This is a genomic window from Janthinobacterium sp. GMG1, assembly GCF_034427795.1.
Classification (GTDB): domain Bacteria; phylum Pseudomonadota; class Gammaproteobacteria; order Burkholderiales; family Burkholderiaceae_D; genus Janthinobacterium.
In genome coordinates this window covers 186,701-203,515 of record NZ_JAXQNT010000009.1, presented here as the reverse complement: position 1 = coordinate 203,515, position 16,815 = coordinate 186,701, and the positions used below count along the sequence as shown (strand labels likewise).

The following is a 16,815-nucleotide window of genomic DNA, read 5'->3' as shown; positions in this document are numbered from 1 at the left end:
CGTTGGCCGACCGGCACAGACACCCTTGATGATCAGGAGTTCAGCATGGCATACACAGGTTTGAGAATTCACCCGGCCATCGGCATCGCCCGCGTCGGCAACAGCGAAGAATACTATCTGGGCCCGGAAAGCCTGGCCGGCATGCCGCTGGCTGGCCAGGATGGCACGGGAGGCTTGCCGATCCGGCCCGGTACGGAAGACACGACCATCGCCAGCAGCGAGTTGCGCGATGCCAGCGGAAAGCTCAAGCGGCAGGCGGCCCGCTTCCGGATTTACCAATATGCGTTCGATGCGGCCGATGGCGTGGAAAGCTACCCGCTGGGCCGGCGGGGCGCGGCGGCCGAAGTGGCCATCGGCAGCATGGTCGATGGCAAGATCGTCAAGGACATCGTGTGGACCGTGCACCTGGCCAACAAGAAGGCCAATAGCTGGGAGGCAGGCGACGGCGTGGCGCCGTTCGACAACAAGCGCGTGCCAGCCTTGCGCAATCGGGCTTTCGGCGAGCCGGCCTCGCCGCACTTCGGCACGCCGGCCGACCCGCTGCGCCTGCAGCTGCTGGTCATCGACCCCGGACCGCGCACGGTGCAGGCCTCGCGCCAGTCGGTGCAGCAGTTCGACGCCGCCACGCCGCCATCGTGCGCGGAGGCGGCCAGCGGCGCCGTGCGCAGCCTGCCCGACTATCCCGTATCGTTTCCGCGCGGCGGACAGGCTGGCGCGCCGGCGCAGGGCCCTGGTTCCATCATCGCCTCGCTGGGCGCCATCACGACGGAAAAGAATGGCCGCCTGCTGGTGCTGGGCGGTTATGGCAAGGCCTGCGGCTTTGACGCGCAAGGCAATTATTCGCCCGCCGCCGTCCTGCACGACAACGTCAACAACGACAACTGGTTCGATGACGTGGCCGATGGTCCCGTCACGGCCATGCTGCTCTTCGCCGACGGCACTGCGCGCAGCGTCGAGGGCGGCGCCTGGGTGGTGTCGAGCGACCCGTCGTATGCGCCGCAAACGGCGAACGTCGTCTCGCTGTGGGACGACCTGTATTGCACCTGGCTGGAAAAGATGGCGCTGCGGCCCGCCGTGTATGCGGATGGCAGCTACCAGGCGGGCTACCAGAGCAATTTCAGCACCGATGTCCAGCCCATCCTGCGGGCGGCCTCGCTGCAGCGCTGGACGACCAGTCTGCCGCCCAGGGCGATCAAGGAGCACGACTTGCTGGGCAAGATGAAGGCGGAGGGCCTGACTTACCCCATCATGAATTTCATCCGCCATCCCGACCAGACGGGCGCGCCGTCACTGAAGCCGCAGATGCCGCTGTCGCTTGGCGATGCGGGCAGCAGCCTGCTGACCCTGACGCGTGCCCAGTATTTTTTCATGGACCAATGGGCGCATGGCCAGTATGTGGCCGACAGCGGCACTTTCCTGCTGGGCGCGGGCGAAGCGCTCGACCGTAGCGTCCTGTTCAACTGCCTGGGCGGCCGCTACAGCCCCGGCATCGAGATGGGTTTTATCGTGCGCGATCCCGGCCTGTACCGGCAGGCGTGGCGGCGCCATGATGCAGGCGGCCCGTTCCGCATCCATGCACAGCATCTCGATTACCCGGCCGCCGTCAGGGACCAGCCCTTTCTTGGCGCCGGCTATGTGCCGCTGCGCGGCGGCGAGGTGCAGCCTGGCGACGTGTCGAAGTTCATGGCCTTGCCATGGCATACCGATTACAACTCGTGCGCCACGCATCTGCCGGATCCGAATCCCGGCGGCAAGGTACTCAATAACCAGCAGGCGATCGACGCGGCCACGGCGATCAATGGCAATGGCTACAACACCTTGCTGTATTCCTCCTGGCCGGCGCAGCGGCCCGTGGCCGTGTACACCTACGACGACGTCGTTGCCAATGGCGGCGAACTGGCGACGCCGCGTTACTCCGTTCGAGGCAAGGGCACGCGGGCCGATGGCGTGCCATCAAGCACCCCGGACAATGCGGAAATCGACCGGCCCGCCATGCATGTGGGCCGCTACCAGGACCGCGCGCAGTTCCTGCTGAACTGGCACCGCATCGGCGTGGTCGTGCAAAGCACGGCGATTGCGCGCAAGGCTGGCGAGAAGGCCATCTGCAAGGATTACTACCTGGAAGTCGAGAGCCTGTTCGACAGCGATGAAAGCAACCTGGTCGAGTATTGGCGCAACACGGCCATCGACAAGGTGTACCGGCCGAAGCCGAAGTCTTGATGGCGGCGGCAGAAAGTTCCGTAGCGGCGGGGCCATCGCGGCAGCGCTACCGGGTCGCCATCATCGGCGGGGGCCCGGCCGGCTGCGCCTGCGCGCTGGCGCTGGCCCGGCATGGCGTGCACGATGTGCTAGTGATCGAGGCGGGCGACTACGCTCAATTTCGCATCGGCGAAAGCATTCCGCCCGAAGCCAACCGCCTGTTCCAGGCGCTGGGGATGGCGCAGGCGTTTTTCGCCGAGGCGCATGCGCCTTGCCATGGCAGCTGTTCCTGGTGGGGCAGCGACAAGCGCGGCTACAACGACGCGCTGCTGCATCCGCTGGGCCACGGCTGGCACCTGGAGCGTTCCCGTTTCAATGACTTCCTTGCGCGCCAGGCGCGCTTGCGCGGGGCGGAAGTGCTGCTGCGCGCCAGCCTGGCCGCGTCGGCCCCGGCGCAAGGCGGCGGTTTTACATTGGAATTGATGCTGGGCGATCCGGCGCACCCGCGCCTGGCCAGCATCCACGCCGACCTGGTGGTCGACGCCAGCGGCACGCGCGCCATCTTCGCGCGCCAGCGCGGCAGCCGCAAGGTGGCAACGCTGCCGCTGATATGCCTGGCGATGTGCTTCGCCGCGCCAGACGGCCCCCGTTCCGGCCTGACGCACCTGGAAGCCGTCGAACATGGCTGGTGGTATGGCGCCCATCTGCCCGACGCCACCTTGCTGCTGGCGTTCTACAGCGATGCGGCCACCGTCAAGGCGCGGCGCCTGCAGCATGCCGGGCACTGGCTGGAAGGGCTGGCGGCCGCACCCAATACGGCGGCGCTGGCCCGCGGCGCGGCGCCGCTGGCAGACGGCGTGCAGAGTTTCCCCGCGCCGTCCTACTGCCTCGATCAACTGCATGGCGACGGTTGGCTGGCCATCGGCGACGCCGCCTCGGCCTACGATCCCGTCACCTCGCAAGGTATCGTCAAGGCGCTCGCCAACGGCATGGCGGCCGCTGACGCCATCGCCGGTCACGCCACCCTGGGCGCGGTAGCGCACACGGTGGCACTGCGCCATGCGCAGTACCTCGTGCAGCGCCAGCAGTACTATGGCTGGGAGCAGCGCTGGCCCGCCGCGCCGTTCTGGCGCCAGTTGCATGCGGGTGCGCAGGCGCGCTAGCGGTCTTATCGCCGCTGCGCTTCGCGTTCGAGCGTATCCCTGCCGATGATCTTCAGGCTGGCGCCGCCCTTGAAGGGCAGCGTTTCCTCGTTGCCCGCCGTCTGGATGCCGGCCGAGACACCGATTTCGGCCGTCACGTCGACGAACTCCTTGCGGAACAGCAGCAGTTCCGTATGCTTGATGACGCTTTGCAGCGCAATCGATTGTCCGGGCGCGATGGTCGTGAGGTCGCGCTTGAGCGCGTGATTGGCCAGGCCCGTCTTCAATACCTGGCTTTGTTCGCTCACGTTATCGATCAGGCGCATATTGGGCCCCCGCGCCTGCATGTATTTGAGCGGATAGCCGACTTCCCCATTGCCGACATTCTTGATGAGCACCTCGATGCGCATGTCGCTGCCCGTGAAAATGCAGGCCGGATTATCGATGCAGTGGGCGCTGATGGAGAGAATTTCGTTCGGCATGGCGTTTCCTGGGAGTTGTAGGGACACTGCGAGCAGTGCGATTAGGAGCCGTTCAGGATGATATCGCATTTGATCTGCCGTCCTATTTTCGTCCGTAGCAATTCCTGCACTTCGATGGCGATCTGCCAGGCATGCCGGTCACGGATGACGATGGAGCCGGCCGAGTTCATGATGTTGGCGGCGGCCGGTTCAGGTTCCTTGTCGTCAGAGAGGGAAGGCACGGGCGCATCCCAGCTGCCGTCCGGCTTCTTGTATTTGACGGTCTCGTCGTCGCCCTCCACATACGAATATTCATCCGGCAGGCCATAGCAGTGACCGAATTCATGTGCGTGCGTCTGGCCATCGGTCGAGGCGGACACGTCGATGATGGTGCCCGTCACGCTTTCGCGGTCGTAGCGTTTGTGGATCTGCATGACGTAGTGTTCGTTGCTTTCCACATAAACGACGCGGTAGACGATGGGCAGGACGCGCGTGCCGCATTCCGGATCGCTGATTTTCATCTGGAATTTGTTGTTCCAGTGGCTTTCCAGCCCCGTGGTGGCGATGCCCTTGACGTACTTGATGACGGCGGCGCGCTGCTTGACCCGCGTGGCGGCCTGTGGGGTACCCTTTTCGCGCTCTTCCAGCGCCTGGTCGGCTGGCTCGAGCACCGTGATCACCTTGACGCGCAATTCGGCGATGATGCCGGTATTCGACTTGACGGGCACGTAGATCTTGTAGCGCACGTTGTCGAAATAGTTATGCGGCGCGCCAGTGGCGCCGAAGGTGTTGTTGTAGCGCGGCACGCTGGAGACGCTGATCTCCTTTTCATAGTCGGCGATCCAGCAGGCGGGGCGCTTGATGAGCACTTCCTTGCGCTGCTTATTGTCGACGGGGCTGGTGCTGGACGTACCCGTTTCCTTGAATTTCGGCTCGGGCTTGGGCGGCGCCTTGGCCGTCGTGCCGGGCGCAGGCGCCTTGGCGCGCGTGTCCGAGCCGGGTGGCGGGGCAGGAGCCGGCTCAGGGCTGTCTTGCGTCTCGGGCAACTGGCCCGGTGATTTGAGCAGTTCGATCACCAACGCCTCGACGGCGGCAGCCGCCACGATATGGGTCAGGCCCCTGGCGTCCGTCATGCCCGTTTCGATACTGCCGTCGGCGCGCTTGACGCGATACGGCTGGCGCGGCATCAGTTCACCCGTGTCGCGGTCTTTCAGCACGAAGCCTTCGTCGAACAGTTTCAGGCGGCTGTCCGGCAACGGCGGCAGGCCGGCGGCGACGCTGGCGCCGCCGTTGAAGACATGCTGCCCGCCCTTGACCGTAAAATGGCCGGGGCAGCGGAAGGTGATGTCGCCGCCTTCGAGCGTGATCGACGACTGTCCTGCCTGCAGGACGATTTTCTGGTTGGCCTTGATGTCGATGCTGTCGCTCACGGAGATCACCGTGACGGCTTGATCGGCGAGGATTTCCAGTTGGTCGGTATGCGCTTCGAGCGAGACGGGGCCGTTGCCCGCGACGGCCTTGATGCCGCCTTCGTGGCTGAACAGCGTGGCCGCGTTGGCCGCCACCGAGGCGACTGTCTGGCCGGCCGTCATGTGCAGGTCGGCCTGCGCCGTCCAGTGCAGATGCTGGCCCGCGAACAGCACGGTCGACGCGGGCGTGGCCCAGTTGATGCTGGTGGGCGACTCCATCACCACCAGCGGCTGGGCGTAGCGTTCCACGGGCTGCGCCGTATCGGGCGCGCGCGTGCCGCTGCCTGCCTTGCTGGCTTCCTGGCCGCCGACATTGGCCTGGTACTTGCCTTCCTGCCGCGGATCGATCTGCGTCGCCATGTCCAGCTGCGCCTGGTTCGCATCCTTGCTGACGAGGGCTTTTTGCTGGCTTGCCGACGTTGCTACCGTCTTGCTCAGTTCACAGGCGCCGCGCAGCAGGGCCAGCGCTTCCTTCGTGTCGAGCTGGCTCGACGTCACGCCGGCGCCCTGGCGCGCGCGCGCCGTGGTCGAGATCAGCATGCCTTCGCCGGCGCGCAGCATGGCCCAGGCATCGGTGCGCAATTCAAAGCCGCTGCCGCGGTAGCTGCCCCGTTGCGCCGAGCTGGCGCCTTGCTGCACCAGGTAGCCCAGATTGAGTTCGGTGGCGGCGCTGCTCGAAGCGAGCCGGGTGCGCAGCTGGCCCTGGGTATCGTCGAGCACCCACTGGTTGTAGCCGGCGCCGTCGAAATTGTGGCTGTGCATGCCCGACAGGACGCCCGCGTGGTTGACGCCCGCATCCTCGCCGGCCGCATACGGCGGCGTGTCGCTGCCTGTGTAGAGCTGGGCGACGACCAGCGGGCGGTCCATGTCGCCTTCGATGAAGTCGACCAGCACTTCCGTGCCGAGGCGCGGCGTGAATTGCGAGCCCCAGTTCGGGCCGGCCAGCGCTTCGGCCACGCGCACCCAGGCGCCGGACGCCTCGTTGCCGGGCGCGTTGCCCTGCTGGTCGGTGTTGTGCGCCAGGCCGCCCGGATTGGCGGCGTTGCCGCGCTGCCAGGCGAACTGGATGCGTACCTGGTGGTCGCGGCCCGTGGTGGCAACGCTGTCGGCCAGCCCCACCACCAGCGCTGTCTGCGGGCCCAACGCCACGGCAGGTGCGCGCGCGGCGGTGGCGCGCGGCACGATGGCCACGCTGGCGCGCACGCAGCCGAAGCGGTTGCGGTAGGTGCCCGGTTCGATCTGGCCGGCGATCCAGTCGGCGACGCCGCCCAGGCCGGCCGTCTTGGCCAGCGTCGACAGCATGCTGCCCAGGCCGGCGCCGGCCGGTCCCGTATTGTTGCGCGCCTGGTGCTCGGCCCACAGCACGGTGAAGGCGTTGGCGCCATCGGCATGCTGTTCGTGCTGCAGCAGGCGCATGGCGTGGCCGGCGGCCAGGCGGCGCACGGCGCCGGCGCCGTCGAACTGCTTGTTGTCCAGTTCCAGCGCTTGCAGCATGCGCTCGCTGTGCGGCCCGGCCGCCGCGCGGTCGGCGTGCAGGCGTTCGCCGGCGCCGTCATACACGGCCAGTTGCGGCAATTGCCCCGCCTCCAGGCTGGAGACCTGCTCGGCGGCGGGCGCCGTCACCTGCGCCGGGTCCCAGCTGCTGATGCTGACGGCATTCGATTGCACCTGGCGGCGCGCACCGAAGCGGTCGATGGCGTCGTCGGTATCGGTGGCGCGCACGCCGTGAAAGCGCATGTCGGCGCCGCCCGGCGTCTGCGGCGCGGTCGCCTTGCTGTCGAAGATCACCAGTTTGTGCCTGGCCTGCGCCTCGCCCTCGCCACCTTCCTGCGCGCCGCCGGGCTGGTCGTGCTCGAAGCGCCAGCTCAGGCCTTCGGCGGCCAGCAGGCGCGCGAAGAAAGCGAAGTCGCTTTCGCGGTACTGGGTGCGGATGGCGCGCGTGGCCAGCGCCTGGCTGACGTCGAATTCGAAGCGCAGCTGCGGGTAGTCGGCCAGCAGCTCGGTGACGATGTCGCGCGCGTTCTTGTCCTGGAAAATATAACTGTCGCGGCGCAGCTGCAGCAGGGCCAGGGCCGGCTCGAGGCGCAGCCGGTAGCGCGCCACGCCACCGTCGGCGCCCAGCCAGGCGCAATCGGTGCAGATGCCGTGCCAGGCGCGCTGGCTGCCGTCGGGCTGCAGCAGGCACAGCGTCATTTCTTCGCCGATGAAGGAGGACAGGTCCAGGCTGGCCGCGGTGCTCAGCGCGTCGACCTCGAAGCGGAACAGTTCATTGACGGCCTCGCGGCCCTCGAACTGTTCCGCCATCAGCGATTCCGGCTGTCCGGACTGCTGGGCCGTGGCCAGGGTGATGAGCCGCGCATGCTGGCTCAGGCCGGTGCCGAACTGGCCCGTGGCTGCGGGGGTTGCCTGTGCGCCGCCCATCACGGCAGGGTAATGCTCAGGTTAGCCACGCGCGGCGCCAGCTTGACGATGTCGTTGTAGGCATTGATCTGCGCTTGCGTCTGTTTGGCCAGCATGGTGCGCAGGCCCAGGTAGCCCATTGCGCAGATCAGGGCGAACACCGAACACAGCACCCAGACCGGCACGTTGTTGCGCAGCTTGTGGATGATCTGGTCGGGCCGCTCCGCATGCGGGGCGAAGCCGGTTTTCTTGCCCTTCATCTGGGCGATTTCGTCCCCCAGGCGCGCCGTCAGGTAGTTGAGTTTTTCCGGGCCTTCGAGGATGTAGCGGCCCTGGAAACCCAGCAGCAGGCACATGTGGAAGACCTCGAGCGCCTGCAGGTGCGCGCTGCCGCGCGCGCGCAGCGCTTCGAGACGGATGAAGAAGTTTTCGCCAGCTAGCTGGTCGCCGAACAGCACCAGCTGCAAGGGCCGGCGCGCCCATTCGTCGCGGATGCTGTAGGGCGAGCGCAGGATGATTTCATCGACGGCCGCGCAGAATGCATATTTTGCGGCGTCGATGTCGTCCGCAGACGCGCCCTGTTTTTTCGCGCCGCGGCTGAACTCATCGAGGAAGTGCGTCATCTTGCTGATGAAATCGGCATTGTCTTGCGGCCCGCTGCCGTTCTTCAGCATGAACAGGGCGTAAAAACCGTCGTACATCAAGTCCATCAAGGTGTGTTCGGTGCCGGGACCGGCAGCCATGCTGGAGGCATAGGCGGCCTGGCTGCCGGACATCAGGGAAGGGGGAGCGCTGGAGTGCATCGTTGGACCTCAGGAAGTGACGGCGACAAGTTCGAGTTTCAGTTCACGCATGCCGGACGGGACATAGACCAGCAGCGACTGCGCCTGCAGCATGCGTTCGTACATCTGGCCCTTGGCCTCGATGGTGAAGTAAAACATGTCGGGCCGCACCGGCACGGCGGCCGGCACCTGCGGCGCGTGCTGCAGGCGCACCCCGGGCAGGGCGGACAGGACGAATTTTTCCACATCGTCCGGCGCGCCCACCTTGAAGCGCAGCGGCACCACGTCGACCAGCTCCACGCCGGCCATGTCGGCCGACACGCCCAGGTAGAACGCCGTCTTGGCATCGATCTTTTCCGAGTCCAGCTTGCCGTGATGGTAGGACGGCTTGGTTTCCGTCAGCGCGATGGCGAAGTATTTCGACGAGATCACGGTGTCGAGCAATTCGCGGATCATGGCGTGCAGCTGGGCGAACGCGGGGCCGGGATCGGCATGCCGGTACGGCGGCAGGTCGGCCAGTGCATGGCTTCTTGAAAAGGTCATCAAGCCGCCCGCCAGGGCCAGCAGCTGTTCGTACAGCCGCTCCGGATGCAGCCCCGGATGATGGAAATAATGGCTGAGCGATGCGTAGGCCGCGCTGGCCGTATGCAGCAGCCAGAACGAGGACATGTCGCCCGAGCGGAACTCGATCACGCTCTTGCTAGGCTCGCGGTGATGCCCGTACAGCGCGTTGACCTTGGCTTGCAGCGCGTCGATCAGGCGGCGCAGCTGCAGGAACAGCAGGGGCGCGCTGCGGATGGACAGGCTGGGGGGGACGAAGGCCGGGTCCTGCTCGAAGCCGCCCGTCGACAGGCGCCGCAGGCGCAGCAGGGGGAAGCTGACGTAGGAATCGCGCGGCTCGGCATCGGCGACCAGGCGCAGGGTTTTTTTCAGGTAGGTCAGTTCGGCCTGCGCGGCCTGGGTGTACAGGTCCGGCGTGCTGAGATTGGCCTGGGCATAGCGCGCCGCGTTGTTGGGCTGGCCGCTGGCGGCGAAGTTGCCGCCGAATGGCTTGAACGCCGGCAAGGCGGCGTGAAAGGTCACCGATTGCAAGGACGACGGCACGTTGCCCAGGTCGAGCGCGTCGGGCAGTTCATCGCTCCCGGCGGCGTTGTAGATTTCGCCGTCCTGGAAGACCAGCGACAGTTCCAGCAGGCGCAAGCTGTTGTTGGCCAGCGCATCGCGGTCGATCTGCAACTGGTTCACGCCCCACGCATACGGATGCAGCGCCTTGACGCTTTCGTGCAGGCGCTGCTCGTGGTACTGGTCTTGCTGCTGGAAATGCTGGGGCCGCAGAAACAGCCCTTCGCCCCATAACAATTTGTTTGCCATGCTCATGGATTGCCCTCTATGCCAGACACAGTGAGGCGCGCGGCAGCGACTGAAAATCATGCTTCGCATCGCGCAACCTGGTGCTTTTTTCGCAACTGCAAGAACCTTAACATTATCTTGAAGAATGGTGCGTACTGTACGTTTTTAGCGCGAGTAGTGTGAGTTTTCGCGTATTTTCTATTGAACGCAGTGAATTTTCAAATCATGCTACGCTCCGAAAAATAGATAATTAGCAACTATAAAAAGCAACTTTTCAGTTCGCCAAACAGTCTTCTTTTTTGAAGGAAAGATCAACATGACACGCTCGGTTTCGCTACGCACGCTTGCAGTTATCGCCTGTGCTTTTGCCCTCAGCGCCTGCAGTACGGCGCCGGTGGCCAAAGCGCCGCCCGTCGTGGCGCCGCCGACGCTGGAGGAGCTGATGGCCAAGGCCACGCAGGCCGTGGACACGGGCAACAAGGCGGCGGCGCTGGCGCTGTGGCAGGAGGCGGCCGCTGCGGCGCCCGCCGACAAGCAGCCCTGGGTGCGCATGGCGCAAAGCCGCTACGATGCCGGCCAGTATGGCGAAGCCATCCTCAACGCCCAGGAAGTGCTGGTGCGCGATCCTGCCGACAAGCTGGCCAACAGCGTGATTGCCATCAGCGGCCTGCGCCTGTCGACGCGGGCGCTGGCCGACCTGAGCCGTCAGAACAACCTGTCCGGTCCGCTGCGCGCGGAATCGCAGGACCTGGCCAAGCTGCTGCGCGAGAGCCTGGGCGAAACCGTGCTGGTGCCGCCGCCGGACAAGCCGCCCGTGCGCGCGTCGCGCAAGCAGCCAAGCAAGCGCACTGCCGATGAGGGCAGCGCCAATCCATTCAATGCCCTGAAGTAGCCAGCCAGGCACGGGTACGCCGCAGTTCAACAGGCGCATCGCCGATGCCGCCAATATTTGGAAGGGGATGTCATGTCGAAGAAAGATAGTGTGCAGAAGCGCTTGCAAAAGGTACGCCCGCCGCGCGTGCAGATGACGTATGACGTCGAGATCGGCGACGCCATCGAAAACAAGGAGCTGCCCTTCGTGGTGGGCGTGGTAGGCGATTTCGGCGGCAATTCCGAACTCGAACAGAAGCGCCTGAAGGACCGCAAGTTCGTCGATATCGACCGCGATAATTTCGATGAAGTGATGAAGGGCATCGAGCCGCGCGCCACCTTCCGCGTGCCGAATGAACTGGGCGCCGGCGGCGACCAGTTTGGCGTCGAGCTGAAATTCCGCTCGATCGCCGATTTCCGCCCGGAAGCGGTGGTCGGGCAGGTCGAGCCGCTGCGCAAGCTGCTCGAAGCGCGCACCAAGCTGGCCGACCTGCGCAACAAGCTGGCCGGCAATGACAAACTGGAAGACATCCTGAATGACGTGCTCAATAGCACGGAAAAACTGGCCCAGCTGGAACAACATTCCCACGTCAGGAAAGATTGATATGTCCGCACAACTGACCCCCGCATTGAGCGCCGCCGGCGCCGCCGAAATCGATTTGCTCGACCAGATCGTCGAACAGAGCAAGGTGGCCAAGTCCAGCGTCGAACACGCCCGCGCCAAGGATCTGATTTCCGAACTGGTCAGCCAGGTCATGGATGGCACGGTGGTGGTATCGAATAACCTGGCCGCCACCATCGATGCCCGCGTGGCCGAACTGGACCAGCTCATTTCCGCGCAGCTCAGCGCCATCATGCACGCGCCCGAATTCCAGAAGCTGGAAAGCAGCTGGACGGGCCTGCATTACCTGGTGAAGAACACGGCCACCGGCACGAACCTGAAAATCAAGATGATGAACGCGACCAAGCGCGAACTGGTCAAGGATTTCCAGAGCGCGCTGGAGTTCGACCAGTCGACCATGTTCAAGAAGGTCTACGAAGAGGAATTCGGCACCTTCGGCGGGGCGCCATTCGGCACCTTGCTGGGCGACTTCGAATTCAGCCGCCAGCCGGAAGACATGTATTTCATCGAACAGATGTCGCATGTGGCCGCCGCCGCGCACGCGCCGTTCATCTCGTCGGCGTCGCCGGAACTGTTTGGCCTGGAAAGCTACAGCGACCTGGGCAAGCCGCGCGACCTGGCCAAGGTATTCGACACGGTCGAGTATGCGAAGTGGAAATCCTTGCGCGAATCGGAAGATTCGCGCTATGTGGGCCTGACCTTGCCCCGCTTCCTGGGCCGGCTGCCATTCAATCCGCTCGATGGCGCCACCGTCGATGGCTTCAATTTCGTCGAGGACGTCGACGGCACCGACCACCAGAAATACCTGTGGTGCAATGCCGCCTACGCGTTCGGCACCAAGCTGACGGCCGCCTTCGAGGATTACGGCTGGTGCGCGGCGATCCGCGGCGTGGAGGGGGGCGGCCTGGTGGAAGACTTGCCGACGCATACCTTCAAGACGGACGAGGGCGAGGTGGCGCTGAAATGCCCGACCGAGATCGCCATCACGGACCGTCGCGAAAAGGAATTGAGCGACCTGGGCTTCATCTCCCTCGTGCACTGCAAGAACACGGACTATGCCGCGTTTTTCGGCGCCCAGTCGGCGCAGAAGGCGAAAAAATACAATACCGACGCCGCCAACGCGAACGCCGTGCTGTCGGCGCAACTGCAATACATCTTCGCTGTGTCGCGCATCGCCCACTACATGAAGGCCATGATGCGCGACAAGATCGGCAGCTTTGCCGCCGCCTCCAACGTGGAAGATTTCCTCAACCGCTGGCTGACGCAGTACGTGCTGCTCGACGATAACGCCAGCCAGGAACAGAAAGCCCAGTTTCCGCTGCGCGAAGCGTCGGTGCAGGTATCGGAAGTGCCGGGCCGGCCCGGCGTGTACCGCGCCGTGTCCTTTTTGCGTCCGCATTTTCAACTGGACGAATTGTCCGTTTCACTCCGTTTGGTCGCGGAGCTTCCGCAGTCGACCAAATCGTAATGTATTTTTCTTCACACCCTTGAAAGGAATGACATGGCAATCGACGTATACTTGCAAATTGATGGCATCAAAGGCGAATCCACGGATAACAGCCACAAAGATTGGATCGAGTGCAAGTCGGTCCAGTGGCAGGTGTTGCAACCCAAATCGGCGACCGCCTCGACAGGCGGCGGCCATACCGCCGAACGTACCGAGCACAAGGATATCGTTATCGCCAAGATGGCCGATCTCGCCAGTCCCTTGCTGCTGCAAACGTGCTCCTCGGGCAAGACTATCCCGAAAGCCAAGCTCGAGTTCCTGCGCGCCGATGGCCAGGGCGAGCGCATCAAGTACTTCGAAATCGAACTCGAGAATGTGATGATCAGCAGCGTGGCGCCATCGGTGGCCGCGGGCGACATTCTCGGCGAAGACCTGGCGCTCAAGTATTCCAAGGTCAAGTGGAAGTACACGCAGCAAAAAGTGGGTGGCGGCTCGGGCGGTAACACCTCCGGCGGCTGGGACCTGTCGGCCAACAAGACAGCCTGACCGTATCTGACCGCGTACGCCAGCGGCGCGCTGCCGCCGCTGGCTTTCCTGGCCGCCGGCAGCGGTATCCACGCCACCCAAGAAACGGGAAACCCATGAAAGGTTTTACGCCGGGCCTGTTCGACCGCCTGATGGATACGCCCGTGCACGGCGCCTCCAGCGGCACCGTCTCGCGCCTCTCGCTCGAAGACTTGAAAGACACCGTGGCGCGCGATCTCGAAGCGCTGCTCAACACGCGCGCCGTGCTGCCCGAGGCGCTGCTCAAACCCTTTCCCGAATGCGGCAAGTCGATCATCACGTACGGCTTGAACGATTTCGCCGGGCTTAGCCTGTCGAGCACGGACGACCGCGCCTATATCTGCCAGTGCCTGGAGAAGGCCATCGCCCGTCACGAGCCGCGCTTGCGCCAGGTACGTGCATCGCTGGAAATCGAGGAAGGCTCGATCAACCGCCTCAATTTCGCCATCAGCGCGCTGCTGGTGGTGCATGCGGCGCACGAACCGGTCAGCTTCGACGCCATCCTGCAGCCTTCCAGCCTGCATTACACGATCAGCAAGGGACGCCGCGCCGCGTCCACGGGAGCCTGACCTTGGATGAATTGCTGCCTTATTACGAGCGCGAACTGGGTTTCCTGCGCCGCTATTCGCGCGAGTTTTCCGAGCGCTACCCGAAGATCGCAGGCCGCCTGCTGATGGGCGGCGAGGTGTGCGAAGACCCGCACATCGAGCGCATGATCCAGTCGTTCGCGCTGCTCAATTCGCGCATCTCGAAGCGTATCGACGACGATTATCCCGAATTTACCGAAGCGCTGTTCGAAGTGCTTTATCCGCATTACCTGCGGCCGTTTCCCTCGTGCTCGATCGCACGCATGGATTACGCCGCCGCGGCGGCGCAGTTGACGGCGCCGGCGGAAATCGCCCGCGGTACGGAGCTGACGACGCGCCCCGTGAAAGGCGTGGCCTGCACCTTCCGCACGGCCTACCCCGTGACGGTGGCACCGCTGGCGCTCACGCATGCGGCTTTTTCCGCCATCATCGAGGCGCCGGAACAGGTGCTGCTGCCGGCGAATGCCACCTCGGGCGTGCGCATCACCATCGAGTCGAGCGCCGCGCAGCTGTCGCTGGGCCAGCTGGGACTGGCATCGCTGCGCGTGTTCATCGATGGCCAGCCCTCGTTTTGCGCGGCGCTGCGCGACGCCCTGTTCATGCGCACCGTGAAGGCCTACGCCGAGGCGGACGGCAGCGGCAGCTGGGTTGCGCTCGACGGCATTCCGGTGCGCAGCGCCGGCTTTGCCGAGGACGATGCGCTGATCCCGTTTTCCGCCCGCTCGCATCCGGCCTACCGGCTGCTGACCGAGTATTTCTGCTTTCCCGAAAAATTCAATTTCTTCGACATCGACCTCGGTGCGCTGTGCGCCGCGCTGCCGTCCGGCTGCCGCCGCATCACCTTGCATCTGGCGCTGAGCGGCTTGCGCACCGATTCGAACACGGCGCGCCTGCTGGGGACGATGAACACGCACAATTTGCTGCTGGGCTGCACGCCGGTGGTCAACCTGTTCCGCCAGCGCGGCGAGCCTATCCGCCTCACGCACACGGCCGCCAGCTATCCCGTGCTGGCCGATGCGCGCCGCGCCTATGCGTTCGAGGTGCAGTCGATCGACTCGGTCAAGCTGGTGCGGCAGACGCCGCAGGGCGAATCCGTGGTGGAATTCCGTCCCTTCTATTCGCTGCGCCATGGCGAGACCCCGGCCAGGGATGGCCACTACTGGGTCATGCGGCGCGACGAGATCATCGCCGGCAAGAGTCCCGGCTACGAGACGCAGATATCGATCGTCGACATCGATTTCGATCCGGCCGCAGTGGAAACGGACACGCTCAGCCTGGAGCTGAGCTGCACCAACCGCGACTTGCCGGCACAGCTGACCTACGGCTTGCACGGCGGCGACCTGTTCCTCGAAGGCGGCTCCAGCGTGCGCAGCATCAGCCTGCTGCGCAAACCCAGCGAGTCGCACCGTTTCGAGCGGGGACGGGGCGCCCACTGGCGCTTGATTTCGCATCTGGCGCTGAATCACCTGTCGCTGGCCGGCAGCGGCCTGGAAGCGTTCCAGGAAATGCTGACCCTGTACGACTTGCCGCGCTCGGCCACTTCGCAGCGGCAAATCCGCGGCATCACGGCCATCGCCCACCAGGCCGTCAATGCCTGGTTGCCAGGCAATCCCTTCGCCTGCCTGGTGCGCGGCGTCGAAGTGCGGCTGACGATAGACGAAGAGGCCTTCGTCGGCAGCGGCATCCACGCCTTTGCGCATGTGATCGAGTGCTTCCTCGGTTTGTATGTGCATGCGAACAGCTTCACGCAACTGGTGGTGCTGGCAAAAAAATCAGGAGAGGAGCTGTGGCGATGCAAACCACGCAGCGGCGATTCCAGCCTAGTGTAATCGAGCGCCTGTTTGCCCAGCCTTGCCGCTTCCAGTACTTCCAGGCGGTACGCATGCTGGAGCTTTGGCTCAGGCGCAATGGCTTGCCGCATGACGATGCGGTGGCCAGCTTCCTGCGCTTCCAGAATTCCGTCTCGCTCGACTTCGCCCCCAGCCAGATCGAGGCGCTGGCGCCGGAACCGCGCGAACTGGCCACGGACGCCAACGCCCTGGGCGCGGCGCTGCGCAGCGCGCAGCTGAAATACGTGCGCGTCACGCCGGCGTTCATGGGGTTTCTCGGCGTCGCCGGCGCGCTGCCGCTGCACTATACGGAACGCATCGCCACGCACCAGCTATATGAAAAGGACGAGGGGCCGCGCGCCTTCCTCGACACGTTTTCGAACCGCGCCCTGGCCCTGTTCTATGAAGCGTGGCGCAAGTACCGGCTGGAACTCAAATACCAGCTCGACGGCAAGGACCAGTTCCTGCCGCTGCTGCTGTCGCTGGCAGGGCTGGGCAACGCCTCGCTGCGCCAGCGCCTGGCGGGGGACGGCGCCGGCGTACTCGATGAATCGGTGGGCTACTTTGCCGCCGCCATGCGCCACCGGCCGCCATCGGCCGTGCTGATCGGCCAGGTGCTGTCCGAGTATTTCGGGCAGCGCATCGCCGTCAGCCAGTTTGTCGGCTGCTGGTACGACGTGCCGCGCGAGCAGCAAAGCACCTTGGGCGGCAGCAACGCCCTGCTGGGCGCCACCGCCATGGTCGGCGCGCGCGTCTGGCAGCGCGACCTGCGCCTGCGGCTGACCATCGGCCCGCTGGCCCGCTGCCACTTCGACGCCTTCCTGCCTGGCGGCGCGGCCGCCCTCGCGCTCGAGAAGATGCTCGCCATGTTCACCGGCCTGTGCCTGGAATACGAAGTGCAGCTGGTGCTGCGCGCCGCCGACGTGCAGGGCATTGCGCTGGCGGTGCCGCGCAGCGGCGGGCGGCTGGGCTGGGACAGTTTCCTGATCACCGGCGGCGAGGCGAGCGACCGCGCCGATGTCCGCTATGAACTGCATGCGCTGGCCTGAGCTCGCGCTTCTCCACCGATTTCGTTAACCATCACCCGACAAGG

13 protein-coding genes are annotated in these 16,815 nt (G+C 64.9%); 9 read left to right on the top strand and 4 right to left on the bottom strand.

Annotated features, from left to right (window positions below):
* Positions 1-45 precede the first annotated feature (45 nt).
* Together SJI03_RS22460 and SJI03_RS22455 are read left to right on the top strand one after the other, a co-directional pair.
* On the top strand, positions 46-2,220 hold the full coding sequence (locus tag SJI03_RS22460; RefSeq protein WP_322428647.1) for a LodA/GoxA family CTQ-dependent oxidase: 2,175 nt from the start codon (positions 46-48) through the stop codon (positions 2,218-2,220).
* Positions 2,220-3,362 (top strand): FAD-dependent oxidoreductase, encoded by a 1,143-nt coding sequence (locus tag SJI03_RS22455; RefSeq protein ID WP_322428646.1) that lies wholly within the window; start codon positions 2,220-2,222, stop codon positions 3,360-3,362. Before SJI03_RS22460 ends, SJI03_RS22455 begins: the two co-directional genes overlap by 1 nt.
* Before the next feature lie 5 nt (positions 3,363-3,367).
* Here SJI03_RS22455 and SJI03_RS22450 read toward each other — a convergent pair whose 3' ends face one another.
* Genes SJI03_RS22450 through tssK form a run of 4 tightly spaced genes read right to left on the bottom strand, consistent with a single transcriptional unit; the run spans position 3,368 to position 9,830 of the window.
* Entirely contained in the window at positions 3,368-3,823 is a 456-nt protein-coding gene (locus SJI03_RS22450) for a hypothetical protein (RefSeq protein WP_099380639.1), read from the bottom strand.
* Positions 3,824-3,864: 41 nt separating this feature from the next.
* Positions 3,865-7,692, bottom strand: coding sequence for a type VI secretion system Vgr family protein (gene tssI / locus SJI03_RS22445; RefSeq protein ID WP_322428664.1), 3,828 nt, complete (start codon positions 7,690-7,692; stop codon positions 3,865-3,867).
* Positions 7,692-8,474 (bottom strand): type IVB secretion system protein IcmH/DotU, encoded by a 783-nt coding sequence (icmH, locus tag SJI03_RS22440; RefSeq protein ID WP_099380637.1) that lies wholly within the window; start codon positions 8,472-8,474, stop codon positions 7,692-7,694. Before icmH ends, tssI begins: the two co-directional genes overlap by 1 nt.
* A 9-nt stretch (positions 8,475-8,483) precedes the next feature.
* Positions 8,484-9,830 carry a type VI secretion system baseplate subunit TssK gene (tssK, locus tag SJI03_RS22435; protein WP_322428645.1) on the bottom strand — a complete coding sequence of 449 codons (1,347 nt, stop codon included), beginning with the start codon at positions 9,828-9,830 and terminating at the stop codon, positions 8,484-8,486.
* 289 nt (positions 9,831-10,119) lie between these two features.
* Between tssK and SJI03_RS22430 the strand changes: the two genes are divergently transcribed.
* The 7 genes from SJI03_RS22430 (at position 10,120) to tssG (ending at position 16,771) form a co-directional block, all read left to right on the top strand.
* A complete protein-coding gene (locus tag SJI03_RS22430; RefSeq protein ID WP_233516362.1) occupies positions 10,120-10,695 on the top strand; it encodes a hypothetical protein in 576 nt (191 codons plus the stop codon).
* 72 nt (positions 10,696-10,767) lie between these two features.
* Complete coding sequence (gene tssB, locus SJI03_RS22425; RefSeq protein WP_035817446.1) at positions 10,768-11,277, top strand: type VI secretion system contractile sheath small subunit; 510 nt, start codon at positions 10,768-10,770, stop codon at positions 11,275-11,277.
* A gap of 1 nt (position 11,278) precedes the next feature.
* Positions 11,279-12,763 (top strand): type VI secretion system contractile sheath large subunit, encoded by a 1,485-nt coding sequence (gene tssC / locus SJI03_RS22420; RefSeq protein WP_077402280.1) that lies wholly within the window; start codon positions 11,279-11,281, stop codon positions 12,761-12,763.
* A gap of 33 nt (positions 12,764-12,796) precedes the next feature.
* Positions 12,797-13,288, top strand: coding sequence for an Hcp family type VI secretion system effector (locus SJI03_RS22415; protein ID WP_035817450.1), 492 nt, complete (start codon positions 12,797-12,799; stop codon positions 13,286-13,288).
* A gap of 95 nt (positions 13,289-13,383) precedes the next feature.
* Positions 13,384-13,875, top strand: a complete 492-nt coding sequence (tssE, locus tag SJI03_RS22410; protein ID WP_035817453.1) for a type VI secretion system baseplate subunit TssE — start codon at positions 13,384-13,386, stop codon at positions 13,873-13,875.
* Positions 13,876-13,877: 2 nt separating this feature from the next.
* Positions 13,878-15,722 carry a type VI secretion system baseplate subunit TssF gene (gene tssF, locus SJI03_RS22405; RefSeq protein ID WP_099380634.1) on the top strand — a complete coding sequence of 615 codons (1,845 nt, stop codon included), beginning with the start codon at positions 13,878-13,880 and terminating at the stop codon, positions 15,720-15,722.
* Positions 15,686-16,771: a type VI secretion system baseplate subunit TssG gene (tssG, locus tag SJI03_RS22400; protein ID WP_099380633.1), complete on the top strand. Its 1,086-nt coding sequence runs from the start codon at positions 15,686-15,688 to the stop codon at positions 16,769-16,771. Before tssF ends, tssG begins: the two co-directional genes overlap by 37 nt.
* Positions 16,772-16,815: the final 44 nt, after the last annotated feature.